The 23506-nt window shown below is 70.4% G+C and carries 22 protein-coding genes and 2 pseudogenes; 12 read left to right on the plus strand and 12 right to left on the minus strand.

All coding sequences use genetic code 11. From position 1 onward, the window contains the following. Positions 1-416: pseudogene (locus tag O3Q52_RS12405) on the minus strand (ATP-dependent helicase); the annotation flags it as partial. A 294-nt stretch (positions 417-710) separates the two neighbouring features. On the opposite strand from O3Q52_RS12405, the gene O3Q52_RS12410 reads away from it, so the two are divergent. Together O3Q52_RS12410 and O3Q52_RS12415 are read left to right on the plus strand one after the other, a co-directional pair. Then, entirely contained in the window at positions 711-1754 is a 1044-nt protein-coding gene (locus O3Q52_RS12410) for an acyl-CoA desaturase (RefSeq protein ID WP_269648828.1), read from the plus strand. A 105-nt stretch (positions 1755-1859) separates the two neighbouring features. Beyond that, positions 1860-2042: a hypothetical protein gene (locus tag O3Q52_RS12415; protein WP_266749162.1), complete on the plus strand. Its 183-nt coding sequence runs from the start codon at positions 1860-1862 to the stop codon at positions 2040-2042. A gap of 194 nt (positions 2043-2236) precedes the next feature. On the opposite strand, the pseudogene O3Q52_RS12420 reads toward O3Q52_RS12415, so the two are convergent. The 3 genes and pseudogenes from O3Q52_RS12420 to O3Q52_RS12430 form a co-directional block, all read right to left on the minus strand. Continuing rightward, positions 2237-3100: pseudogene (locus tag O3Q52_RS12420) on the minus strand (hypothetical protein); the annotation flags it as partial. A gap of 194 nt (positions 3101-3294) precedes the next feature. Next, positions 3295-3612 (minus strand): hypothetical protein, encoded by a 318-nt coding sequence (locus O3Q52_RS12425; RefSeq protein WP_269648829.1) that lies wholly within the window; start codon positions 3610-3612, stop codon positions 3295-3297. Between the two features lie 108 nt (positions 3613-3720). Further along, on the minus strand, positions 3721-4254 hold the full coding sequence (locus O3Q52_RS12430; RefSeq protein ID WP_269648830.1) for a PadR family transcriptional regulator: 534 nt from the start codon (positions 4252-4254) through the stop codon (positions 3721-3723). Between the two features lie 98 nt (positions 4255-4352). Here O3Q52_RS12430 and O3Q52_RS12435 point away from each other — a divergent pair, with 98 nt between their 5' ends. After that, entirely contained in the window at positions 4353-5108 is a 756-nt protein-coding gene (locus tag O3Q52_RS12435) for an alpha/beta fold hydrolase (RefSeq protein ID WP_269648831.1), read from the plus strand. Positions 5109-5153: 45 nt separating this feature from the next. Here O3Q52_RS12435 and O3Q52_RS12440 read toward each other — a convergent pair whose 3' ends face one another. After that, entirely contained in the window at positions 5154-5753 is a 600-nt protein-coding gene (locus O3Q52_RS12440) for a class I SAM-dependent methyltransferase (RefSeq protein ID WP_269648832.1), read from the minus strand. A 179-nt stretch (positions 5754-5932) separates the two neighbouring features. On the opposite strand from O3Q52_RS12440, the gene O3Q52_RS12445 reads away from it, so the two are divergent. The 5 genes from O3Q52_RS12445 (at position 5933) to O3Q52_RS12465 (ending at position 10990) form a co-directional block, all read left to right on the plus strand. Next, on the plus strand, positions 5933-6706 hold the full coding sequence (locus tag O3Q52_RS12445) for an MHYT domain-containing protein (protein WP_269648833.1): 774 nt from the start codon (positions 5933-5935) through the stop codon (positions 6704-6706). A 62-nt stretch (positions 6707-6768) separates the two neighbouring features. Beyond that, a complete protein-coding gene (locus tag O3Q52_RS12450; RefSeq protein WP_269648834.1) occupies positions 6769-9324 on the plus strand; it encodes a sensor histidine kinase in 2556 nt (851 codons plus the stop codon). Continuing rightward, the gene (locus tag O3Q52_RS12455) at positions 9321-9758 is read left to right on the plus strand and encodes a roadblock/LC7 domain-containing protein (RefSeq protein ID WP_269648835.1); all 438 of its coding nucleotides are present in this window, start codon (positions 9321-9323) and stop codon (positions 9756-9758) included. Before O3Q52_RS12450 ends, O3Q52_RS12455 begins: the two co-directional genes overlap by 4 nt. 18 nt (positions 9759-9776) lie before the next feature. Beyond that, a complete protein-coding gene (locus tag O3Q52_RS12460; protein ID WP_269648851.1) occupies positions 9777-10190 on the plus strand; it encodes a DUF742 domain-containing protein in 414 nt (137 codons plus the stop codon). Between the two features lie 194 nt (positions 10191-10384). Continuing rightward, a complete protein-coding gene (locus O3Q52_RS12465) occupies positions 10385-10990 on the plus strand; it encodes an ATP/GTP-binding protein (RefSeq protein ID WP_269648836.1) in 606 nt (201 codons plus the stop codon). Positions 10991-11094: 104 nt separating this feature from the next. Here O3Q52_RS12465 and O3Q52_RS12470 read toward each other — a convergent pair whose 3' ends face one another. Next, positions 11095-11523, minus strand: coding sequence for a PPOX class F420-dependent oxidoreductase (locus O3Q52_RS12470; protein WP_269648837.1), 429 nt, complete (start codon positions 11521-11523; stop codon positions 11095-11097). A 96-nt stretch (positions 11524-11619) separates the two neighbouring features. Between O3Q52_RS12470 and O3Q52_RS12475 the strand changes: the two genes are divergently transcribed. Continuing rightward, positions 11620-12033 carry a roadblock/LC7 domain-containing protein gene (locus O3Q52_RS12475; protein ID WP_269648838.1) on the plus strand — a complete coding sequence of 138 codons (414 nt, stop codon included), beginning with the start codon at positions 11620-11622 and terminating at the stop codon, positions 12031-12033. 124 nt (positions 12034-12157) lie between these two features. Continuing rightward, entirely contained in the window at positions 12158-13291 is a 1134-nt protein-coding gene (locus O3Q52_RS12480; RefSeq protein ID WP_269648839.1) for a DUF6397 family protein, read from the plus strand. A gap of 10 nt (positions 13292-13301) precedes the next feature. Here the strand turns inward: O3Q52_RS12480 and O3Q52_RS12485 are convergent, their stop codons facing one another. Both O3Q52_RS12485 and O3Q52_RS12490 read right to left on the minus strand, forming a co-directional pair. After that, entirely contained in the window at positions 13302-14174 is an 873-nt protein-coding gene (locus tag O3Q52_RS12485; RefSeq protein ID WP_143633072.1) for an acyl-CoA thioesterase II, read from the minus strand. A 19-nt stretch (positions 14175-14193) separates the two neighbouring features. Continuing rightward, on the minus strand, positions 14194-16707 hold the full coding sequence (locus O3Q52_RS12490; RefSeq protein WP_269648840.1) for an RNA helicase: 2514 nt from the start codon (positions 16705-16707) through the stop codon (positions 14194-14196). 145 nt (positions 16708-16852) lie between these two features. Between O3Q52_RS12490 and O3Q52_RS12495 the strand changes: the two genes are divergently transcribed. Further along, a complete protein-coding gene (locus tag O3Q52_RS12495) occupies positions 16853-17647 on the plus strand; it encodes a metal-dependent hydrolase (RefSeq protein WP_269648841.1) in 795 nt (264 codons plus the stop codon). A gap of 89 nt (positions 17648-17736) precedes the next feature. Here O3Q52_RS12495 and O3Q52_RS12500 read toward each other — a convergent pair whose 3' ends face one another. From O3Q52_RS12500 to O3Q52_RS12515, 4 genes are all read right to left on the minus strand, one after another. Next, positions 17737-18018 (minus strand): type B 50S ribosomal protein L31, encoded by a 282-nt coding sequence (locus tag O3Q52_RS12500; protein WP_266749207.1) that lies wholly within the window; start codon positions 18016-18018, stop codon positions 17737-17739. A 64-nt stretch (positions 18019-18082) separates the two neighbouring features. Beyond that, positions 18083-18553: a DUF5709 domain-containing protein gene (locus O3Q52_RS12505; RefSeq protein ID WP_055616649.1), complete on the minus strand. Its 471-nt coding sequence runs from the start codon at positions 18551-18553 to the stop codon at positions 18083-18085. Between the two features lie 359 nt (positions 18554-18912). Beyond that, positions 18913-20703, minus strand: coding sequence for an ABC transporter ATP-binding protein (locus O3Q52_RS12510; protein ID WP_269648842.1), 1791 nt, complete (start codon positions 20701-20703; stop codon positions 18913-18915). Continuing rightward, entirely contained in the window at positions 20700-22499 is a 1800-nt protein-coding gene (locus O3Q52_RS12515) for an ABC transporter ATP-binding protein (protein ID WP_269648843.1), read from the minus strand. The genes O3Q52_RS12510 and O3Q52_RS12515 overlap by 4 nt, the downstream gene beginning before the upstream one ends. Positions 22500-22722: 223 nt before the next feature. Between O3Q52_RS12515 and O3Q52_RS12520 the strand changes: the two genes are divergently transcribed. After that, positions 22723-23451, plus strand: coding sequence for a hypothetical protein (locus tag O3Q52_RS12520; RefSeq protein ID WP_269648844.1), 729 nt, complete (start codon positions 22723-22725; stop codon positions 23449-23451). Positions 23452-23506 lie beyond the last annotated feature (55 nt).

Genomic DNA, 23506 nt, shown 5'->3' on the forward strand with positions numbered 1-23506 from the left:
CCTTGACGACGCGCGAGGCGGCGATCATCTCCATCGCCTTGGTGAAGGTCACCGGCGCTCAGACCGGGCAGCAGCAGCCCCCGCGCGGCCAGTTGGAGCGCGAGCACGGCCGCGGCACCCCAGAAGGCGGTCGCTCTGTGGGCGTTTGTCACGGCACGCGCGCGGGTGAGCACCGGCATCGCGTCCCGCACCGGGAGCACGACGGCCGGCACGGTCACCAGCTCGACACCGTCCTCGCCGGGCAGGGCGACCGTCAGTTCCTCGACAGCACCGGAGCCGACCGCGGGAGGGCCTTCACCGTCGGGCATCCAGAAGGCGACGGTGCCGGTACGGGCCGGATCGGCAGGCATGAACACGGCACAGCAGTGGGCCAGTTCGGAGATCTCGGAGGGGGTTGCCGCAGGAATCCTCTGCACAGCGATGACGCGTTCCTCAAATTTGACTACCTGGGGTCAGGGTCGCCGAGGATACAGCACGAGTCACTCTCGGTGGTCTTCGATTGGTGTGACGCGGGCCACTCTCTCCCGGGGGTGTTGCCAGGTCCACCCGGCGGCCGAGGCTGTCCCCCGCCCGGACACGGGGGGTGGCGCCAGGGTCGCCCATGGTCGCCGATCCGTACGTTTCTTGAGGTCGGCGTTCCCCGCGGCCGGTCCGCCGCGGCCCGCACCTTCCAGCCTGCTCCTCCAGCCTCCAGAGACCGGAGTCCCGCCATGCCCGAAAACGTCTCAGCCGTCGTGGAACACCCTCCCAGGGTCTCCGCCGGAAGCGAGTTCACACCGCTCCTGCGCACCGTCAAGGGCCAGGGTCTCCTCGACCGCAGGCAGGGCTGGTACGCGCTGGCCATCGCCGGCAACGCGCTGGTCCTGGCCGGAATCGTCGCGGGCATCGTCCTGATCGGCCACTCCTGGTGGGTGCTGCTCCTGGCACCGCTGCTCGCCGTGATGTCCGCCCGTACGGCCTTCATAGGCCACGACGCGGGACACTCCCAGATCGCGGGCAAGCGCTCGGTGAACCGTCTCATCGGGCTCGTCCACGGCAATCTGCTGCTCGGGATGAGCTACGGCTGCTGGAACGACAAGCACAACCGCCACCACGCCAACCCCAACCACATCCACAAGGATCCCGACGTCGTGGCCGACGTCCTGGTCTTCACCAGCGGACAGGCCGTGGACCGCAGTGGTTTCCGGCGCTGGCTCACCCGCAACCAGGCCTGGCTCTTCTTCCCGCTCACCCTCCTCGAAGCCATCGCCCTGAAGATCCACGGCTTCCAGGACCTGCGTCGACAGCCTCCGCGGGAACGCGCGGTCGAGGGCTTCCTGCTGGTGGCCCATGTCGCCGGGTACGTGACGCTGCTGCTCGGCTCGATGCCCCTCGGTACGGCCCTCGCCTTCGCCGCGCTTCACCAGGCGCTCTTCGGGCTGCACCTGGGCCTGGCCTTCGCACCGAACCACAAGGGCATGGAGATGCCCGACCCCGATGGCGAGGGATGGGGGCATCTGCGTCGCCAGGTGCTCACGTCGCGCAACATCCGAGGGGGTGCCGCGACCGACTGGTTCCTGGGCGGCCTCAACTACCAGATCGAGCACCACCTGTTTCCGAGCATGCCCCGTCCTCATCTGAAGCTCGTCCGGCCCCTGGTGCGCGCACACTGCCGAGAGTTGGGTATCCCTTACGCGGAGACGGGACTCGTGGACTCCTACCGGCAGGCCCTGCGGCACATGTACGAGGTCGGGGAGCCGCTCAGGGTCGAGTAGGGGACGCGACTCAGGGTTGTATCAGGGTCGCGGCCTGGAACTGCTGGGAACACGGACCCGTTCTCAAGACAGAGAGCGGCAGTGGCCGCGAAGGAGGCTACGCACATGTCGAAGAACGCGAAGATCGCCGTAGGGGGTGTGGCGGTCGGGCTTCTCCTGCTCATCTGGCTGCCCTGGTGGGCTGCCCTCCTGATCGTCCTGGGAGTTCCGACGGCAGCGTATCTGACGCTGGACCCCTCGCAGCGGCGCAGGTTGCGCCGTGCGTCCCGCAAGGAGCTGGGCCGCTGAGGCGGGGCCGATCCGGTCGATTCCCTTCCAGCGCGCAGGAGTTGACCATGCTGCCGCTCGCGGGCCTGCCGAAGGTATGGGCCGGGGGCGGCCGCGCGCATCTGCTCCACCCCACGCCGTGATCGCGTCTGCCGTCGGCCGGGTGGCACTCGGACGTGGCCCCAGCTGCCCCGGAAGCTGTTCCACCGGGCGCAGCTGGGACGTACGGCGATCTTGTCCAGCGCCTCCAGCAGCCCGGGCAGTTCGGGCCCGCGGCCGACCGGCAGGACCTCTCCGGGCTTCTCGTCGAGGAGCACGAAGGCGATGTCGTCGGTCCTGGCCACCATCGACCAGCCCGGCCCGTCGGCCCGAAGCATTCGTGCGTCACCCGAGGCGAAGGACGAACGCACTCGGCCGAGGGGAGGTGCCGAGTCCACGTACGAGCGAGCCTCGGCGAGGACACGCTGGACGCCGGTGAGAGGCGCGCTCCCGCTGTCACCGGCCTCTCCGCCCTTGCCGGACCCGTCGTCCTGCGTGTCCTGCTCCGGCGGTGCCTCGCCGTTCTGGCCGGCGAACTCCTCGTCGTCGATCTGCTCCCGCCACGCCGCCCACTGCAGGGCGATCTCGTCGGCGCCCAGACGCCGCTGAGCCGGGCCCCACGCGGACGTGTCCGGCGGGGACAGGGGTGCCTGTTCCGCGATGTCGGGCGGCGGATCGTGCGGGGCGGGCACACCGGGCGCCGCCACGGCCACGGCGAGCGGCCACCCGGGCAGCGCCGCGACCATCGAGCGCTCGTCCGGCGACAGGTCGTACTCCATGCCGCAGTCCCAGGACGCGATGGCGACAGCCACCAGCGACACGTCGTCGATGACAACCGTCCACCGCGACCCGTCACCGTCCTGGCCGAGCACCAGGCCGTACCCGTCGGAGAGTGGCGCAAGCGCCAGAGCCGCACACGCCTCCGGGTAGTCGTCGCCCAGCACGCTGGGGAACTGTGCAGGCGTCAAGAGCACCGCCGTCAGCACATACAGCGCGTCGTCGTCCCCGGCGGCGACGGCCTCATCGTCCGTCCCGGCCATCCCTGCCTCCCCATCGCTACGTCCGTCGGCGCACCCTAATGCGCCCCTGCGGCGCTTGTCACGGGTCCCGAATGCGTACGGAGCTGCGGTTGTCCTCCTGGACGGGGGCGAAACGACCGCTGGTCGCCGCCCCGCCCGTCCCGCGTCTGTCCCCGCCGGGGTCCGCTTCGGGATCGACCCGGTACCCGCCGGCGTCAGGCGGCAGGCAGGCCGAGGAGCGTCCGGGCCACCGTCGCGGGCGACTCGTCGCGCTCCCGCGCGATCGCGATGACGGCCCGGCAGGCCAGCTCGTTGACCCCGAACGACAGCGCCTCCGGCGACACCCAGGTCGCGGCCTCGTCGATTCCGTCCTGGTCGTCCTCGGCGCACGCCGACACATACGCCGCGGCGGCCTCGAACAGGTTGTGGGTGCGCTTCTCCGGACGGCGCTTCGCCGGAGGCGGATGCTCCGGGGACGCGATCGGAAGCGGGCGTGAAGCGAACTTCCAGAGTCTGGCCAATATGCCGGACATGCGGGCCACCTTCCCCCTGTGCGGTTGCCGTAGCCGATCGCTCATGTACTGCTACTCAAAGTAGAGTCGAAGCTTCGACTTCAGAAGAGGGGCAGGGCTGTGGGGCGGTCATCGTCCACCCGGGGCAAGTGAGTCGATCATGGACCGCAGCCATGCCAGTTCGGCCCGGCTCGTGGCGCGCGCGATGGTGAGGATCCCGCGCCGGAACGGATCGTCCAACTCCTCGGCCCGCAGCGGTCGGTCACCTCCGTAGAAGAAGCTCGCCGGTTCCTCTAGGAAGGCAAGCCGTCGCCGTAGAACGGCGGCCTGGGCCGGGGCGTCGTGGAGGTGCCGGAGGAAGGCGAGCACCGTGAACCAGCGGTTCTCGTCGGTGATGTCGCGCTGTACGGGTTCCGTCAGCCTGCGGCGCAGTTCGCCCCTGCCGTCCTCGGTGAGTGTCAGGACGTGACGCGGGGCGGCAACCGTGCCCGGCTCCGTCGCGCGAGCCAGCAGACCGGCCGTCTCCAGCCTCTTGATCGCCGGATACAGGGTGCTCTCGGCCACGGGCCGCACATGGCCCGCGAGCGCGGTGATGCGCTTGCGCAGCTCATAGCCGTGCAGCGGGGTGTCGTACAGGAAACCGAGGATGGCGAGCTCCAGCATGCCCGTATTCTGCCTCACTCTCGCTGTACATCGAAGTCGCAATACATCGGATCCGATGTATTCTCTGGCGAAGCATGCGACGGAACAGGGGAGTGGCGATGAAGCAGGCCGAGTTCGACGGCAAGGGGAACTGCGTCCGCTGGACGGAGACGGCGGGTGCCGATCCGGCGCGGGTGTATGTGCACGGCCTGGGGGCCGCATCGACCGTCTACCACGCGCACATCGCGGCGCGGCCCGAACTGGCAGGTCGGCGCTCCCTGTTCGTCGACCTGCCCGGACACGGCGTCAGCGACAGGCCGGAACACTTCGGCTACACCCTGGACGACCACGCGGGCGCCCTGGCGGCGGCGCTTGACGAGGCGGGCGCCACCGACGCGGAACTGATCGCGCACAGCATGGGCGGCTCCGTCGCCATCGTGCTCGTGCACCGGCGGCCCGACCTCGTCTCACGGCTGGTCCTCACCGAGGCCAACCTCGACCCGCGCCCTCCCGTCACCGCGGGCAGCAGCGGAATCGCCTCCTACGAAGAGGACGACTACGTCAACGGCGGCCACGCGCGTGTGCTGGAGAAGGTCGGCCCGCAGTGGGCGGCGACCATGCGGCTCGCCGACCCGCGTGCCCTCCACCGCACCGCGACCGGACTCTTCCGCGGATCGAACCCCACGATGCGCCGCATGCTCGAAGGTCTGGCGATCGACCGGGTCTACCTGCAGGGCGCCCTCAGCGGTGAACTCAAGGGCAGGGAAGCCCTGGAGGAGGCCGGGGTGCGGGTGGTGACGGTGCCCGGAGCGGGGCACAACATCATGTTCGACGACCCGGCCGCCTTCGCCGCCGAGGTCGCCGGAGCGGCCTGAGACCGGCGGACGCTCCAGGTCGCAGGAACGTCCCGATACGCGCCCTCAGGGGAGGCGTACGGCCAGTGCGAGGAACCGGGAGTCCTCGTCCACGTAGGAGGTCAGACGCCAGCCGGCGCCGGACAGGAGCGGGCGGAGATTGGGCTCCGCCCGCAGGTCGTCCGGTGTGATCTGCCGGCCCTGACGTGCCGCGAGGGCCGCCCGGCCGATCGGGTGGAAGAGAGCCAGTGTTCCGTCGGGCCTTACGACCCGCGCCAACTCCAGCAGGTTCTCCGAGAGGTCCGGAAGGTGGGCGACGAGGCCGGCCGCGAACACGGCGTCGAGGGACCCCGAGCGCAGCGGCAGCCCCGCCACATCGGCGAGCAGCAACTGTCCGTCCCGGTCACGGCCCGTCCGCACCGCGGCCTCCAGCATGGCCGGGGTGAGGTCCGCGCCGAGGACCACTCCGGAGGGCCCCACGGCGTGCCTGAGGGGTGGCAGGGCACGACCCGTACCGCAGCCCGCGTCGAGCACCCGGTCACCCTCCCGCAGCCCGAGTTCGGTGACGGCCGCCGCGTACACCGGACCGTCGTCGGGGAACCGGGTGTCCCAGTCGGCCGCGCGGGCCCCGAAGAACTCCTGGACATGCGTGTGGTCGTCGCTCATGCACCGCATGATCTCGCACCGACGGGTGAGCGACGCGATCGAACGTCGACACGGAGCACGGCGCTGCGCGCATGTTCGAGCGTGACGCGATCGTTCAGGTGTACTGCTGCGCCAGATTCCACCACCTTTCGAAACGCGCCCCCTTTGTGCGCTCCTGGCGGGACTAGCGTCCCGGAGCCATGGGACATCTGGACCACGCCACCTTCGGCTGGCTGACCCCCGTGCTGTCGTACGTGATGGCCTGCATAGGCGCCGCCCTCGGACTGCGCTGCACGGTCCGTGCGCTCGGTGCCTCGGGGCGCTCGCGCCGCAACTGGCTGCTCACCGCGGCCTCCGCCATCGGCACGGGCATCTGGACGATGCACTTCGTCGCGATGCTCGGCTTCAGCGTCAGCGGCACCGACATCCGCTACGACGTGCCACTGACCATGCTCAGCCTGCTCGTCGCCATGGTCGTCGTCGGCGCGGGCGTGTTCGCCGTCGGATACGGCCGCGACCGCGGCCGAGCGCTGGTGCTCGGCGGGCTCACCACCGGGCTCGGCGTGGCGAGCATGCACTACCTGGGCATGGCCGCACTGCGGCTGCACGGCGACGTCACCTACGACCCGGTGCTCGTCGGGATCTCGGTCCTGATCGCCGTGGTCGCGGCGACCGCGGCCCTGTGGGCGGCCCTGAACATCAAGTCGCCGATCGCCGTCGCCGTCGCCTCGCTCGTCATGGGCGGGGCGGTGAGCAGCATGCACTACACCGGGATGATCGCGGTCGGCGTTCGGGTCTCGCCCTCCGGCGACGTCCTGCCCGGGGCCACGGCGATGCAGTTCATCTTCCCCCTCGCCGTCGGCCTCGGGTCCTATCTCTTCCTGACATCGGCGTTCGTCGCGCTCTCCCCGACGGCGGGGGAGCGCGAGGCCTCCGCCTCGGCCCAGCGGCCCGTCGAGAGCCCCCTCCGCTAGCGGAGCGATTGGACCGGCGACCCGGCGGGCGCGTCCACCGAACCACTCCGAGCGAGGAGGCCATGCGTACACCCCGTAGGACCCCGACAGACGGCTCCCAGACAGTGCCGACTCCGGCGCGGGGCCGCCGCGCGCACGCCGGACCGCCGGCCGACGAGGGCTCAGGCCCCGAGGAATCCGCCGACACGGCGCTCAGTGACGCGCCCACGCGCGCAGGGGGTTGGAGCCTGCGTCCCCGGACCGTGCGGGCGAAGATCGTCTGCCTGCTGATGGTGCCGGTCGTCTCCCTGCTCGCCCTCTGGGCGTACGCCACCGTGACGACCGCCCAGGACGTCTCCAGGCTGCGGCAGTTGCAGCGCGTGGACTCCCAGGTGCGTGCCCCGGTCGCCGCGGCCGTCGCCGCGCTCCAGGAAGAACGGGCGGCGGCCGTCGGCTACGCGACCAAGCCCGCCGCCGACCGGGCGAGCGACCTCAAGAAGCTGACGGCACGCACCGACCGGGCCGTGGTGAAACTCCGGCTCGGGGACGACAGCACCGTCGCCGACAGCGAGGAACTGCCCTCCGGGGTGGCCGAACGCCTCGAAACCTTCGTCTCCGGAGCCGAACAGCTCCGCTCCCTGCGGACCGCCGTACTCGACCGGAGGGCCGGCTGGCACGAGACGCACGAGCGGTACACCAAGACCATCTCGATGGCCTTCTCGGTGGGCGGAGCGCTCACCGGCATCCAGGACGCGGAGATCGGTTCCGACGCGCGCGTGCTGCTCGAGTTCTCCCGGGCGGGAGAGGCCCTCGCGCAGGAGGACGCGGTACCCGCGGGTGCCCGGCTGGCCGGAACCCTCGACGGGCAGCGGCTCCGGATGTTCACCGGCGCGGTCGACACCCGCAGGCTGCTCACCGAGTCGGCCGTCGCCGATCTGCGCGGCTCCGAACAAGTCGCCTGGCAGGGGCTCGTGGAGGGCAGCGCGTACGCCGACGTACACGCCGTCGAGAACGCCGTGCTCGCGGCCGGTCCGGGCGGCAGGGCGCTCGGCGCCGCGCCCGAGGAGACCTGGAATGCGGCACGCGCGCGCGTGCAGGGCGACATGCGAACGATCGAGGCGGACGCCGGCAGTGGTGTCGCGGACCGGGCAGACCCGCTCCGCCGCGGTCTGCTCGCCCCGGCCGGTGCCGCTGTTCTGCTGGGACTCGTCGCCGTGGCCGCGTCGCTCGTCATCTCCGTACGCATCGGACGCGGCCTCGTCATCGAGCTGGTGAGCCTGCGCAACACCGCGCTGGAGATCGCCCGGCGCAAACTCCCGCACGCCATGCGGAAACTGCGCGCGGGGGAGGAGATCGACGTCCGTGCCGAGGCCCCGCCGGGACCACCCGCGGAGGACGAGGCGGGACAGGTCGCCGAAGCCCTGACCACCGTGCACCGTGCGGCCCTGCATGCCGCGGTCGAGCGCGCCGAACTCGCCAGCGGCATCTCCGGGGTCTTCGTCAACCTCGCCCGCCGCAGCCAGGTGCTCGTCCACCGCCAACTGAGCCTGCTGGACACCATGGAGCGCCGCTCGGACGACCCGAACGAGCTGAGCGACCTCTTCCGGCTCGACCACCTCACCACCCGCATGCGACGCCACGCGGAGAGCCTGATCATCCTCTCCGGAGCCGCTCCCGGCCGTGCCTGGCGCATGCCGGTCTCCCTGACGAACGTGGTCCGTGCCGCGGTCTCCGAAGTCGAGGACTACGCGCGCGTGGAGGTGCGACAGCTCCCGGAGACCTCGGTCGTCGGAGCCGCGGTGGCGGACCTCACGCATCTGCTGGCCGAGATCGTCGAGAACGCCGCCCAGTTCTCACCGCCCCACACCCGGGTGCGCGTCACCGGAGAGCCGGTCGGCAACGGCTACGCCGTGGAGGTCGAGGACCGGGGGCTCGGCATGGGCAAGGAGACACTCGCCGAGGCGAACCGCCGCATCGAGCAGTCCGAGGCACTCGACCTCTTCGACAGCGACCGGCTCGGCCTCTTCGTGGTCAGCAGGCTCGCGGCCCGCCACGGCATCAAGGTCCACCTGCGGACCTCGCCCTACGGAGGCACCACCGCGGTCGTCCTGCTGCCCACCCCGCTGCTGCAGGCCGCCGCCGCGGAGGAACGTTCCGGTGGCCGCCGGACGGACCCGGAGAAGGCCGCGGAACGCACGTACGCGCGCGTGCCCGGCCCCGCCCGGAAACACGACTCCGTAGAGGCACCGTCCGTAGAGGCGCTGAACGAGCGGCCGGCCCTGGTGCCTCCGATACCCATCGAGGCGGAAGCCTCCTCCGGAGGCACGCGCGAAAGCCGCACGCCGCCCGGCGTCACCACCCTGCGCCTGCACCGACCCGAGGACAACACCGTGGAATCCGACGAACTCCCACGGCGCGTACGACAAGCCAGCCTCGCCCCGCAACTGCGCGAAGGACGACCCGACGAGCCCGCGGAAGCCCCGCCTCGGAAGGACGACGAGCGCACCCCCGAGGCGGTACGGGACCGCATGGCGGCCTATCGCGCGGGGTGGACCCGCGGCGGTGGCCGTGCACCCGGTCTCGGCGTCACCCCCGACCCCGTAGCGGGCAGCGACAGCAGCGAAGGAGATCCCGCATGATCCAGGAACCGGGCATGGGGACCGCCCAGCGGTCCGGCGAACTCGACTGGCTGCTGGACGACTTGGCACTGCGCGTCGCCGAAGTACGACATGCCGTCGTGCTGTCCAACGACGGCCTCGCGGTCGGCGCGTCCAGCGACCTCCGGCGCGAGGACGCGGAGCATCTCGCCGCGATCGCCTCCGGCTTCCACAGCCTGGCCAAGGGGGCGGGCCGTCACTTCGGCGCCGGTGGCGTACGCCAGACCATGGTGGAGATGGACGACGGCTTCCTGTTCGTGGCGGCCGCCGGAGAAGGATCCTGTCTCGCTGTCCTGAGCGCTGTGACGGCCGACATCGGCCTGGTCGCCTATGAGATGGCGCTCCTGGTCAAGCGGGTGGGGGAGCACCTCTACTCGGCGCCCCGCACCGCCGCTCACCCGCCCGCGGCCAGGTGAGCGACGATGCCGGCGCACATGGCCGAGGACCGGACAGGCTCTCCTGAACAGCCGGGCAGCCAGTGGTACGACAACGAGGCCGGGCCGCTCGTCCGCCCCTACGCGATGACGGGCGGACGCACCAAGTCCGGCCCCACCGGGGTGCGCTTCGACCTGATCGCGCTCGTCTCACTCGACACGGGGGCACCGGACGTCCGTGACGACACCGGACTCGGGCCGGAACACAGAGCTCTCATCGAACTCTGCCGGATCGAGACCCAGTCGGTCGCCGAACTGGCCGCGGACGCCGACCTGCCCGTGGGCGTGGTGCGCGTGCTCCTCGGCGACCTCCTGGAACTCGGCTGCGTCAAGGTCAGCCTCCCGGTGCCCCCCGCGCAACTGCCGGACGAGCGCATCCTGCGCGAGGTCATCGAAGGACTGAGGGCCCTGTAGATGACGGATCACATCCTCTGCCGAACGGTCCGCACCGCGTTCCGCGCTCATCCCGACACCGAACGGGCACGGGACTGCCAGAACGGCCAATTTGCTGTCAAACACCTCGAAGCGGAGCCGCAGTTGTCATGATGCTGAATCCGCACACATGTACTGATGTCGACCATTGTCGGCACTCCCGAGAGAAGTGATCGATGGTCTCCGAAGACTCCGACGCCACAAGCAGTGAGACGACCGCCCTGGCGTTGAAGATTCTCGTCGCCGGCGGATTCGGCGTGGGCAAGACCACCCTGGTGGGCGCGGTCAGTGAGATCAGGCCGCTGCGCACCGAGGAACTGCTGAGCGAGGCGGGCCAGTCGGTGGACGACACCGACGGGGTGGACCAGAAGGTCACGACGACCGTCGCCATGGACTTCGGCCGCATCACCATCAGGTCGGGCCTGTCGCTCTACCTCTTCGGCACGCCGGGCCAGGACCGATTCTGGTTCCTGTGGGACGAACTGTCGCAAGGGGCCCTCGGCGCGGTCGTCCTCGCCGACACCCGGCGGCTGGAGGACTGCTTCCCCGCGGTGGACTACTTCGAGCACCGGCACATCCCCTTCGTGGTGGCCGTCAACTGCTTCACGGGCTCGCGGACGTACGGCGCTCACGACGTGTCACGCGCCCTCGACCTCGACAAGGGAACGCCCGTGGTGCTCTGTGACGCCCGTGACCGCGACTCGGGCAAGGAGGTGCTGATACGTCTCGTCGAGTACGCCGGGCGGATGCACACCGCCCGGCTGCTCGACTCCGTCGGCTGACGCGAAGAACTTCGCTGGACCGGTACGAGGAACCTCGCCCGGCCGGCACGAAGAGCTTCAGTGGGCCGACGCGGCTCCCTCGCTCACCCGCCGTGCAGGCCCGCTCAGTTCGCGACGCCGGCTTCCGCGAGGACCTTCTCGATCCTCACGCGTACGAGCAGTTCGCCGGGTACGCCGTTACGGGCGCCGAACTCCTCGGCCCGCTCCTCGCCCATGTAGCGGGCTCCGATCCGCCCCGCCCACAGCCGGAGTTCGTCGAGGTCCTCCGAGATCCGGGCGCGCCCCTGCAGGACGACGTACGCGTACGGCGGTCGGTCGTCGTCCACACACAGGGCGACGCGGCCGTCACGGGCCAGATTCCGTCCCTTGACGGTGGTCTTCGCCGTGTTGAAGACCAGGTCGTCCCCGTCGAGCAGGAACCAGATCGGTGCCACATGCGGGCTCCCATCGGCCCGGACGGTCGACAACTTGCCCGTGCGGGTGCCGTTCGAGACGAAGGCCCGCCATTCCTCATCGGTCATCTTGTGTGCCATGCCCCTATCCTCCTTGCCCGGACGGCGGTGGTGGGGAAGGCTGGTTGATCAGGTCCTCCGGCCGGGGGGAGCCACATATCCACGGGGAGACGGATCATGGCTGAGAACCAGGGACTTGGCTGGCTGCTCGACGACCTCACTCAGCGTGTGGAACACGTACGACACGCGTTGGTGCTGTCGAACGACGGCCTGGTGACCGGGGCCAGCACAGGGCTCAGGCGGGAGGACGCCGAGCATCTCGCCGCCGTCTCCTCGGGCCTGCACAGCCTCGCCAAGGGCTCGGGCCGGCACTTCGGCGCGGGCCGGGTACGCCAGACGATGATCGAGTTCGACGACGCCGTGCTCTTCGTCACGGCGGCCGGAACCGGCAGCTGTCTGTGCGTGCTCAGCGCGGCGGAGGCCGACATCGGCCAGGTCGCGTACGAGATGACGCTGCTCGTCAACCGCGTCGGCGAACACCTCCACGTCGATGCCCGCCAGCCCGAACAATCCTCTTCGATCGATCTCTGACCTGCACGAACGCTCTGCCGCCAGAGTTATCCACAGGCTCCGCGGGGGTTGCGGCGAACCGGCTACGGTTTTTCTCGAAGCAAGCGCACGCAAGTGCACACCGCTGCTACGGGGGAGAACCACCATGTCCGGCAACACCATCACGCAGTCCGTCACGCCCAGCGCGAACCCCGCTGCCGCTCTTGTCGGCGCCACAGTCGTCGGCGCGAATCCGGCCCTCGTCACGGCGCCCCGGCAGACACTCGCACAGAGCCGCGCGGCACGGGAGCTGGGGCTCAAACGAGGCGAGTTCGACCTTGCCGTACGACTCGGTTGCATCCGAACCGTCCCGGACGAAGGCGGCGGAGGCCGTCGCGTGGCCCGCGCGGAGATCGACCGGGTGATGTCCGAGGACGGGTTCCCGGACGGCTTGAAGAAACGCGTCGAGGCGGTCGGTACGTCGGAGGGCGCGGCTCTCATGGATGTGACGGCGGCCCGGTTCACGAGGTTCGCCCGCCTGGGATTCGTCGTGCCCGTCAAGTTCTACTTGAACCGCTACAGGGCCGTCGTCTGGCTGTACCTGGCAGAGGAACTGCGGCAGTTCGCCGAGGCCGAGGAGAACGCTCCGCTGTTGAACGGGCGGACACCCGAAGGGCTGCGCGACCAACTGGACGCGGGCCTGGACCTGAGGGCCCGGAACTGGCGAGGACGCCACGTGGGCTTTCTGCTGCGGCAGACCGAGGATCCCTGGGCCCGTGCCGCGGCGGTCGCCTCACTGCTCGATCCCGCGCAGGTCGCGGAGATCGTCGCCGATCCGTACGAGCGCGCCTACATGAACTGCTTCGATCCGGAACGGACCACGCACGGCGCGCCCGACTCGCCCGCCGCTCACGTCGCCGCACGGATCATGACGGCGGAGGACCCGGACGAGATCAGTTGGCTCCGGTCCGACTTGGCCAACACTCTGCAAGAGGCACGCGCACACCGTCGGGCGCCGCGACCGACACCGAAGCCCCCGACTCAGGCCGCGAGTCGGGAACGATCAGAACTGATCGAGGAGCGGCGGCGGTTGATCGAGGAGCGGCGACAGAGCGGTGACGCACGGCAGCCGACCGAAGCGTTCCGACCTGCCGACGTGCGGCAGTCGACAGGAGTGCAGGAACACGCCGACGTGCGGCAGCCGACAGGAGTGCGGCACCAGGCCCAGGTACGACAGACGATCGACGAACCGGAACGCCCTCGACGTCTCCTCGGCTGGCTGCGCCGCAGAAATGCCTGACCTCGTCGCGTCAGCCCTCGAGCTTGCGGAACAGTCCCTCCTGGACGACCGAGACGAGCAGGCGTCCCTCCAGGTCGTAGATGCGGCCCCGGGCCAGCCCGCGGCCACCCGTCGCGATCGGTGACTCCTGGTCGTACAGGAACCACTCGTCGGCGCGGAACGGCCGGTGGAACCACATCGCGTGGTCGAGGGACGCCATGTCGAAACCGCGCTGGCCCCAGAGGGGTTCCACCGGGATGCGGACGGCGTCCAGGAGGGTCATGTCGCTCGCGTAGGTGAGCGCGCAGGTGTGGACCAGCGGGTCGTCGCCCAGGGGGCCGACGGCTCGCATCCACACGGCGCTGCGCGGTTCGGCGTGCTCGATCTCCTCGGGGGTCCAGCGCAGCCGGTCCGCGTAGCGGATGTCGAAGGGCTGGCGCCTGGCCATGCGTTCCAACGTCTCGGGGAGCGCGCCCAGATGCTCCTTGATCTCCTGAGTGACGGTCGGGAGCGACTCGGGATCCGGGACCTCACGGGCCGGCGGCAGCTGGTGCTCGAAGCTCCCTTCCTCAGGCTTGTGAAAGGAGGCGGTCAGATTGAAGATCGTGCGGCCCTGCTGCACGGCGGTGACGCGACGCGTGGTGAACGACCGGCCGTCGCGGACCCGTTCGACCTGGTACACGATCGGCACGCCCGGCCGGCCCGGGCGCAGGAAGTACGCGTGCAGCGAGTGCACGGGGCGTTCGCCGTCAGTGGTGCGGCCGGCGGCGACCAGGGCCTGGCCCGCCACCTGCCCGCCGAAGACCCGCTGCAGGGACTCCTGCGGGCTGCGGCCACGGAAGATGTTGACCTCGATCTGCTCCAGGTCGAGCAGGTCGACGAGTCTCTCCGCTGGATTCGTCATGTGTCGCGTTCTCCTGTGCTCACAGCTGGCCGACGTCGGTGACCTTGACGATGGCGCGGCCCTCGGCGTCCGAGGCCGCGAGGTCGATCTCCGCGCTGATACCCCAGTCATGATCGCCGTTCGGGTCGGCGAAGGCCTGGCGAACGCGCCACAGCCCGTTCTGCGGCTCCTCCTCGATGAGCAGCAACTTGGGTCCGCGCGCGTCGGGGCCCGTACCGAGGTCGTCGTACTCGTCCCAGTACTTGTCCATCGCCTCGCCCCAGGCGTCGGCGTCCCAGCCGGACTCGCCGTCCATCTCGCCGAGTTCCCGGACATGGTCCAGGGCGGCGAGTTCGACGCGGCGGAACATGGCGTTGCGGACGAGAACCCGGAAGGCACGGGCGTTGGCGGTGACCGGTTTGACCTGGTCGGCCCTCTCCTGGGCTTCCTCGGCCGTCATCACTTCCGGGTTGGCGAGCTGCTCCCACTCGTCGAGGAGGCTGGAGTCGACCTGACGCACCATCTCGCCGAGCCAGGCGATCAGGTCCTCCAGGTCGTCCGACTTCAGGTCGTCCGGGACGGTGTGGTCGAGGGCCTTGTAGGCACTCGCCAGGTAACGGAGGACGATGCCCTCGGTGCGGGCAAGCTCGTAGAAGGACACGAACTCCGTGAAGGACATGGCCCGTTCGTACATGTCACGGATGACGGACTTCGGGGAGAGAGGATGGTCGCCCACCCACGGATGGCTCTTGCGGTAGGTGTCGTACGCGTGGAAGAGCAGCTCTTCCATCGGCTTGGGGTACGACACGTCCTGGAGCCGCTCCATGCGGTCCTCGTACTCGACGCCGTCCGCCTTCATCGCCGCGACGGCCTCGCCGCGGGCTTTGTTCTGCTGGGCGGCGAGGATCTGGCGCGGATCGTCCAGCGTGGACTCCACGACGGACACCATGTCCAGGGCGTACGAGGGCGACTCGGGATCCAGGAGCTCGAACGAGGCCAGCGCGAAGGTCGACAGCGGCTGGTTGAGGGCGAAGTCCTGCTGCAGGTCGACGGTGAGCCGGACGATGCGCCCCTCGGCGTCCGGCTCGTCGAGCTTCTCCACGACTCCGCCGTCGAGGAGCGAGCGGTAGATGGCGATCGCACGCCGGATGTGCCGCAGTTGCTGCTTGCGCGGCTCGTGGTTGTCCTCCAGCAGATGCCGCATCGCCGCGAAGGCGTTGCCGGGCCGGGCGATCACCGACAGAAGCATGGTGTGCGTGACCCGGAAGCGCGAGGTCAGCGGCTCCGGATCGGACGAGATCAGTTTCGCGAACGTGTTCTCCGTCCAGGCGACGAAGCCTTCCGGCGCCTTCTTGCGCACCACCTTGCGACGCTTCTTCGGGTCGTCGCCCGCCTTGGCGAGGGCCTTCTCGTTCTCCACGACATGCTCGGGAGCCTGTGCCACGACGAAGCCGGCCGTGTCGAAGCCCGCCCGTCCGGCACGGCCCGCGATCTGGTGGAACTCCCGCGCGCGCAGCGTCCGCACCCGGGTGCCGTCGTACTTCGTCAGAGCCGTGAACAGCACGGTGCGGATGGGGACGTTGACGCCGACACCGAGGGTGTCCGTGCCGCAGATGACCTTCAGCAGACCGGCCTGCGCCAGCTTCTCCACCAGGCGCCGGTACTTGGGCAGCATGCCGGCGTGGTGCACACCGATGCCGTGCCGTACGTAACGGGAGAGATTGCGGCCGAACTTGGTGGTGAAGCGGAAGTTGCCGATCAGCTCGGCGATCTGGTCCTTCTCCTCGCGCGTGCACATGTTGATGCTCATCAGTGCCTGCGCCCGCTCCACGGCCTGCGCCTGCGTGAAGTGCACGATGTAGACGGGCGCCTGCTTGGTCTCCAGGAGCTCGGTGAGCGTCTCCGTGAGCGGCGTCAGCTTGTACTCGTAGGAGAGGGGCACGGGCCGGGTCGCCGAGCGGACGACCGAGGTGGGACGCCCGGTGCGCCGGGTCAGGTCCTCCTCGAACATCGAGACGTCGCCGAGCGTCGCCGACATCAGGATGAACTGGGCCTGCGGCAGTTCGAGGATCGGGATCTGCCACGCCCAGCCGCGGTCCCCCTCGGCGTAGAAGTGGAACTCGTCCATCACGACCTGGCCCACATCGGCCCGCTTGCCGTCGCGCAGCGCGATGGACGCCAGGACCTCGGCGGTGCAGCAGATGACCGGAGCGTCGGAGTTCACGGACGCGTCGCCGGTCAGCATGCCGACGTTCTCGGTGCCGAACATCTTGCACAGCTCGAAGAACTTCTCCGAGACGAGCGCCTTGATCGGCGCCGTGTAGAAGGTGACCTCGTCCCGGGCGAGCGCCGCGAAATGGGCACCCGCGGCGATCATGCTCTTGCCGGAACCGGTGGGCGTCGAGACGATCACGTTCGCACCCGAAACCACCTCGATCAGCGCCTCCTCCTGGTGGGGGTAGAGCGTGAGACCGCGTTCCCCGGCCCACGACTCGAAGGCTTCGTAGAGGGCGTCGGGATCTGCGGTCATCGGCAGCTGATCGATAAGGGTCACGCACCCATCTTGCCTGTGAACGCCCTTGAGGGGGGAATCGGCTGTGGGGCGGAAGATCACGAACGCTACGCTGTGGCGCCGACGGAGCGTCAGCGCGCCTGGGCAACTGGCTGTCAGTACAAGTGGAATGGGGCGGGGTACGGCGATGATGGGACCAGCACACTCACTGTCGGGAGCGGCGGCCTGGCTGGGCGTCGGAGCCGCGGCGGCCGCCACGGGACACACGATGCCCTGGCCGGTTCTCCTGGTCGGCGCGCTGATCTGCGCGGGCGCGGCACTGGCCCCGGATCTGGATCACAAGGCGGCGACCATCTCGCGGGCCTTCGGACCCGTCTCGCGAGGGCTGTGCGAGATCGTCGACAAGCTTTCCTACGCCGTCTACAAGGGGACGAAGAAGGCGGGCGACCCGCGTCGCTCGGGCGGGCACCGCACCCTGACGCACACCTGGCTGTGGGCGGTGATGATCAGCGCCGGGGCCTCGGCCATCGCGATCACGGGGGGCCGCTGGGGAGTCCTGGCGCTCCTCTTCGTGCACATAGTGCTCGCGATCGAGGGGCTGCTCTGGCGGGCGACTCGTGGCTCCAGCGCCGACATCCTGGTGTGGCTGCTGGCCGCGACGAGTGCCTGGATCCTCGCGGGAGTACTGGACAAGCCCGGCAACGGCGCCGACTGGCTGTTCACGGCGCCGGGCCAGGAGTATCTGTGGCTCGGACTGCCGATTCTGCTCGGCGCGCTGGTGCACGACATCGGGGACGCGTTGACGGTGTCGGGCTGCCCGATCCTGTGGCCGATCCCGGTCGGCCGCAAGCGCTGGTACCCGATCGGACCGCCCAAGGCGATGCGGTTCCGGGCGGGCAGCTGGGTCGAGCTGAAGGTCCTGATGCCGGCGTTCATGCTGCTCGGCGGAGTGGGCTGCGCGGCCGCTCTCAACTTCATCTGAACGACCGCGCCCGCTGGGTGAGCGCCGTCCCTCGACGGCGGCTGGGCGAGGTCCGTCCCCGACAGCCCGGCACCCGCCCTCCGGCACGATCAGGCCGCGTCGCCCCCGCCCGGCGCCTGGTCCTGGCTCCCCTTGCCGTACCGCTTCTCGAACTGGGCGACCCGGCCCTCCGTGTCCACGGTCCGGGCCTTGCCCGTGTAGAAGGGGTGGCTCTCGGAGGAGATCTCCACGTCCACGACGGGGTACGTCTCGCCGTCGTCCCAGTCGATCGTCCGGTCGCTGGTCGCGGTGGACCGGGTGAGGAAGGCGTACCCGGCGGCGCGGTCACGGAAGACCACGGGGTGGTAGTCGGGCTGCTTGTCCTGCTGCATGAGTGCTCCTTGCCTGGGGAGGGGGTGCGCGGACAGGTCGGGGGAGACGACGGGATCAGCCCCGTCAGCCGTACGGGGAGTCCTCGTCGACGATGTGCATGGCGGCCTCTTCCGCCGAGGCCGCGGCGCCGTCGATGCCCACGTCGGTGGCGATCAGGCCGCTCTCCCCATCCTCGTGTGCTCCTTCGTTCGGCGCCACGAGACGGCCGGAGCGGAGGTCGCCCACCTCGTTGTCCAGGGGTTCGCCGTCCGAGTCCGGGCAGTCTCCGATGCCGTCACCGTCCGGCTCCGCGATCTCCGGGACCTCTTCCAGGAGGCGCTCGTCCAGGGTCTCGCCTCGATGCCGCTCGGCAGCGGTCACGTCGTTGCGCTCCACCGCCCACGGTCGCTCCGGCGGTGACCAGCCCCGGTCCAGAGGATCGTCCACGCCGTCGGATTCCAGGGTGTCCTCGGCGTCGAGCAGTCCCGCGTCGTCCTGAACCTCGGATCCGTCGGGCTGGTAGACGTCGTCTCCCCAACCGTCGGCGCTGTCCACGGGTACCTCCAGGTGGTGCGGGCCGGCCTGCTGTCACCGTGTTCGGTGGCGGGTGCACGGGCCGCTCGGCCCAGGCCTCGCCTGTACGGCGTACGGAGCGCTGGGAACCAGGCGGTTCCCGGGCGTTCCCCGAGCCGGTGCCGACATCCACCCTTCCACCCCTCTTCGACACCGCGCAACGGCACGGGGCCCGGCGGCAGACTCCGGCCCTCTCACCAGCGGTGGGAACGGGCCGGGGCAGGGTGCACCCCGTTGCGCGATCCCGCCCCGCTCGTGTGTGGGCCTCGGAGCGGCCCCGGGTCGGCCCGCACGGAGGCCGATCCGGGGGAGTGCCCGCTCACACCGGGGGCAGTGCCCGCTCACCCGTGCCAGGACCGCCACAGTGCCGCGTACGCGCCGTCCGCGGCGACCAGTTGATCATGGCTGCCCAGCTCGCTGATGCGGCCGTTCTCGACGACCGCGATCACGTCCGCGTCGTGGGCGGTGTGCAGCCGGTGGGCGATGGCGACCACGGTGCGGCCGTCCAGGACGCGGGCCAGGGAGCGCTCCAGATGCCGGGCCGCGCGTGGGTCGAGGAGCGAGGTGGCCTCGTCCAGGACCAGCGTGTGCGGATCGGCGAGCACCAGTCGGGCGAGCGCGATCTGCTGCGCCTGCGCCGGGGTGAGGGCGAGCCCGCCCGAGCCGACCTCGGTGTCCAGACCTTCGTCCAGCGCCCGTGCCCAGCCGTCGGCGTCGACCGCGCCGAGGGCGGCCCACAGCTCGGCGTCGTCGGCCTCCGTGCGGGCGAGGAGCAGGTTGTCGCGCAGGGCGCCCACGAACACGTGGTGTTCCTGGTTGACCAGCGCCACATGGGAGCGGACCCGTTCGGCGGACATCCGGGACAGTTCGGCGCCGCCCAAGGTGATCCGGCCGGCCCGGGGTGCGTAGATCCCGGCGAGCAGCCTGCCCAGCGTGGACTTGCCCGCGCCGGACGGGCCGACCAGGGCCAGCCGGGTGCCCGGCGCGACCTCCAGGGTGACCTTGCGCAGCACGTCGACGCCCGCGCGGTAGCCGAAGTGCACCTCGTCGGCGTGCACGTCCCGTCCGTCGGGGGCCAGCGACGCGTCACCGGCGTCCGGCTCGATGTCGCGGACGCCGACCAGCCGGGCCAGCGAGACCTGGGCCACCTGGAGCTCGTCGTACCAGCGCAGGATCAGGCCCACCGGGTCGACGAGCATCTGCGCGATCAGGGCGCCCGTCGTCAGCTGCCCCACCCCGATCCAGCCCTGGAGGACGAAGTATCCGCCGATCATCAGGACCGAGCCGAGGACCGTGACGTGGGTAAGGTTGATTACCGGGAAGAGCACCGAGCGCAGCCACAGCGTGTACCGCTCCCAGGCGGTCCACTCCTGGACCCGCCGGTCCGACAGCCCGATGCGCCGCTCGCTCAGGCGGTGCGCCTCGATGGTGCGGCCCGCGTCCACGGTTTCCGAGAGCACGGCGGCCACGGCGGCGTAGCCGGCGGCCTCGGAGCGGTAGCCGGACGAAGCGCGCTTGAAGTACCAGCGGCAGCCGACGACCAGGATCGGGACGGCGACCAGCACGGCCGGCGCGAGCGGCGGCGCGGTGACGGCGAGCCCGCCGAGCAGCAGGGCCACCCACACCACACCGATGGCCAGCTGCGGCACGGCCTCACGCATGGCGTTGGCCAGCCGGTCGATGTCCGTGGTGATCCGGGACAGCAGATCACCTGTCCCGGCCCGCTCCAGAACGCCCGGCGGCAGCCCCACCGACCGTACGAGGAAGTCCTCGCGCAGGTCGGCCAGCATCCGTTCGCCGAGCATCGCGGCCCGCGGCCGCACCTGGCGTACGAACACGGCCTGGACGACGAGGGCGAGGACGAACAGCGCGGCGGTGCGCTCCATGTGCAGTTCGCGTGCCGCCGCCGCTCCGTCGGAGACGCGCTGGACGAGCGAGCCCAGCAGGTAGGGGCCCACCATCGAGGCGATGACGGCGACCGTGTTGACGGTGATGAGCAGCAGGAAGGCCCCGCGGTGCCGTTGGAACAGTTCGGCCACGTAGGCGCGTACAGTCGCGGGGGCACCGACGGGCAGGGTCTCTGCGGTCGTCGGGGCTGCCGGGTCGTAGGCCGGTGGCGCCACGCCGATCATGCGGTCTCCTCGATTTCTTCCAGTTCTCGCAGGCGGCCCAGTTCGTGTGCGCCGGCCTCGTCCTCGGTCTCACGGGTCACCACGGCCCGGTACCGGGGCTCGCTGTGCAGCAGCTCGCGGTGCACGCCGACCGCCGCGACCTCGCCCTCGTGGACGAGTACGACCCGGTCCGCGTGGTCCAGGAGCAGCGGCGACGAGGTGAACACCACCGTCGTACGGCCCTGGCGCAGGGACCGGACGCCGTCGGCGATGCGTGCCTCGGTGTGCGAGTCGACCGCGGACGTCGGTTCGTCCAGGACGAGCACCTCCGGGTCCGTGATCAGGGACCGGGCCAGCGCGAGACGCTGGCGCTGGCCGCCCGACAGGGAGCGGCCGCGTTCGGTGATCCGGGCGTCCATCGGTTCGGCGACGTCCAGTGACCCCTGGGCGAGCGCGTCCAGGACGTCGCCGCACTGCGCGGCGGCCAGTGCCTCCTCGGGACTGACGTCCCCGGAGGCGGGCACGTCGAGCAGTTCGCGCAGGGTGCCGGAGAGCAGGACCGGGTCCTTGTCCTGGACGAGGACGGCACTGCGGGCCGAGTCGAGCGGCAGCCCGTCCAGCGGCACGCCGCCGACCAGCGCCGACGGCAGCCCCGAGGAGTCCGCCGCGTGACCGCCGAGCCGCTCGGCCAGCACACCCGCCGCGTCCGGGTCACCGCACACCACCGCGGTGAGCCGTCCGGCGGGCGCGAGCAGTCCGGTCGCCGGGTCGTACAGGTCACCGGCCGGTACGACGGCCTCGCGCGAGCCCTCGCCGTCCGTCGCCCGCTCCAGCGACAGCACCCGGGCGGCGCGTTTCGCGGACGGCCGGGAGAAGGAGTAGGCCATCGCGATCTCCTCGAAGTGACGGAGCGGATAGGTGAGGAGCATGACGGCGCTGTACACGGTGACCAGTTCGCCGACGGTGATCCGGCCGTCGCGGGCCAGGTTCACGCCGTGCCAGACGACGACGATCAGCAGCAGTCCGGGCAGCAGTACCTGGATCGCGGAGATCAGCGCCCACATACGGGCGCTGCGCACGGCCGCGTGCCGGACCTCCTGCGAGGCGCGCCGGTAGCGGTCGAGGAACAGCTCCTCGCCGCCGATGCCGCGCAGCACGCGCAGACCCGCGACGGTGTCCGAGGCGAGCTCGGTGGCGTGTCCCGCCTTCTCGCGCTGGAAGTCGGCGCGCCGGGTCGCCCGGGGCAGCAGCGGCAGCACCGCGAGCGCCAGGACGGGCACACCCACGGCGACGACGACGCCGAGCGCCGGCTGGTAGACGACCAGGGCGACACAGACGAACACGATCGTGACCGCGGCCGCGGTGAACCGCGACACGGCCTCCACGAACCAGCCGATCTTCTCCACGTCACCGGTCGAGACCGCGACGATCTCACCGGCCGCCACGCGCCGCGTCAGCGCGGAGCCCAGCAGGGCGGTCCTTCGCGCCAGGAGTTGCTGGACGCGTGCGGCCGCGGTGATCCAGTTGGTGACCGCGGCCCGGTGGAGCATGGTGTCGCCCAGCGCGATACCGAACCCGCACAGCGCGATCAGCCCGCCCGCCATGCCGAGCCGCGCACCGGAGCGGTCCACGACGGCCTGGACGGCGAAGCCCACACAGAAGGGCAGTCCGGACACGGACATGAAGTGCAGCAGACCCCAGGCCAGGGCCTTCGCCTGTCCGCCGAGCTGATTCCGGCCGAGCCACACCAGGAACCGGGGCCCCGAGCGTGCGTCGGGCACACCCGGGTCGGGATACGGAAGGTCTTGAATCTGCATGACGTCCCAGGGGGCTCGTTGAACGGAGTGGGGGAGGCAACAAACCGTGAAAGGTTCGCGTCACAGCGTGTCCGCAGGCAAACGGTTTTCCGCCGCGAGGCAAAGATTCGGCCCGGACCGCCCGCATATCGCCCGGAAGCCGAGGGGCCGGACGCAATCGTCCGGATCGTGGTGCGACGATGGACCGATGCGAATAGGCGGTGCGACGCGAACAGGCGGTGCGATGCGTACGACGGCCGTGGCCGCGGTGTCCGGTGCCCTTCTGATGTCCCTGGGGGCGTGCGGCGGTTCGGACGGCGGGAGCGAGAAGAAGAGCGACGGGCAGGCCGACAACGGGACAGGGTCCGCGCAGGCGCGCACCGTCGACCTCAAGGCCATCCCCGACGTCGGCGACAAGCTGCAGAAGCAGATCCCCTCGGGCTCCCGCCAGGTCGTGACCGTCTACGGCGAGGGCAAGAACTCGGCGGACTCCACGATCGTCCTCTACACCAAGTCCGGCTCCACCTGGGACAAGACCCGCAGTTGGAAGGGCCACAACGGCAAGAAGGGCTGGACGACCAACCACCGCGAGAACGACAAGCGCAGCCCTGTCGGGGTCTTCACGCTCAGCGACGCGGGCGGCGTCCTCACCGACCCCGGTGCCAAGCTTCCGTACACCGAGTCGGCGGGCTTCCAGGCCCCGCACTACTGGGCCAAGTCGTACTGGAACGACTTCGACTACGTCATCGCCATCGACTACAACCGCGTCAAGGGCACCTCGCCGAACGACCCGACCCGCCCCCAGGGCCAGTCCAAGGGCGGCAGCATCTGGCTGCACATCGACCACGGCAGCGGTACGTCGGCCTGCGTGAGCCTGCCCAAGTCCGGCATGGAGTACCTGTTGCGCACCCTCGACCCGGACCAGAAACCGGTCGTGGTGATGGGCGACAAGGCGAACCTCAAGGCCGCCTGACCGCCAGTCACCGGCCACCGCGCCCTCAGCAGAGTCTGAGAGCCTTCAAGTGTCC

Source organism: Streptomyces sp. ActVer, assembly GCF_027270795.1.
Taxonomy (GTDB): Bacteria; Actinomycetota; Actinomycetes; order Streptomycetales; family Streptomycetaceae; genus Streptomyces; species Streptomyces umbrinus_A.